This window comes from Candidatus Hakubella thermalkaliphila (assembly GCF_013281975.1).
Classification (GTDB): Bacteria; Actinomycetota; Humimicrobiia; order Hakubellales; family Hakubellaceae; genus Hakubella; species Hakubella thermalkaliphila.
On sequence record NZ_BLRZ01000332.1, the window covers coordinates 1 to 936 of the forward strand.

1 protein-coding gene is annotated in these 936 nt (G+C 51.5%); it reads left to right on the top strand.

The window, feature by feature from the left end; translation table 11 throughout:
* Positions 1-61: 61 nt before the first annotated feature.
* Positions 62-936, top strand: an 875-nt coding sequence (locus HW443_RS11950; protein ID WP_176238299.1) for a homoserine dehydrogenase, incomplete at its 3' end; no start/stop codon positions are given.

Consider the following 936-nt stretch of genomic DNA (forward strand, 5'->3'; position numbering starts at 1 on the left):
GGTGAAATTCTCCAGGATGAGCGACCTGATGTGCTTCTGATGAGATATAGGGGTAAAGAGTTTGAACGGTACTTTTGATCATAGCGTGAACATAGGAATTTTTGGGTACGGAACGGTGGGCTCAGGAGTGGGAAAGCTTCTCCTGGAGAACCAAAAATCCATTGAGATGAAAGCCGGAGCCCGGATCAGGACCAAGGCGGTAGCGATCAAGAATCCTGACAAAAAGAGGCTCTATCTGGATCCCTCTACCGTGATTACTACCGATCCGGATTGCATCCTCAAGGATCCGGAGATAGAAGTAGTCCTGGAGCTGATGGGAGGCATCAGTCCGGCCAAAGAGTATATATTGGAGGCCATGGCCAGGGGCAAGCATGTGATCACGGCCAATAAAGAGCTCATGGCCAACTATGGTAAGGGCCTCCTGGAGACCGCTGCCGAGCGAAAGGTGGATCTCTATTTTGAAGCCAGTGTAGGGGGAGGAATACCTATCATCCATCCCCTGAAGGAGTCTCTGGCCGGGAATAAGATTAAAAAGATCATCGGTATTGTTAACGGCACCACCAACTACATTCTGACCAGGATGTCCCAGGAAGGCATGTCTCTGAAGGAGGCTCTGGGGGAAGCTCAGCAGTTGGGCTATGCTGAGGCTGATCCGCGGGCGGACCTGGAAGGCCTGGATGCTGCGGCCAAACTGGCCATTTTGTCCTCCATTGCCTTTAATGCCCGGGTGGTACATAAAGATGTCTATGTCGAAGGTATAATGGGGATAAGTCCCATAGACATTCGCTATGCCCGGGAGCTGGGATATACTATCAAGCTCCTGGCCATCAGTGAGGACGGAGAAGAAGGTATCATGGTGCGCGTTCATCCCACCATGGTCCCCTCCAACCACGTCCTGGCCTGGGTAGGGGATGCCTATAATGCTATTTATGTTAT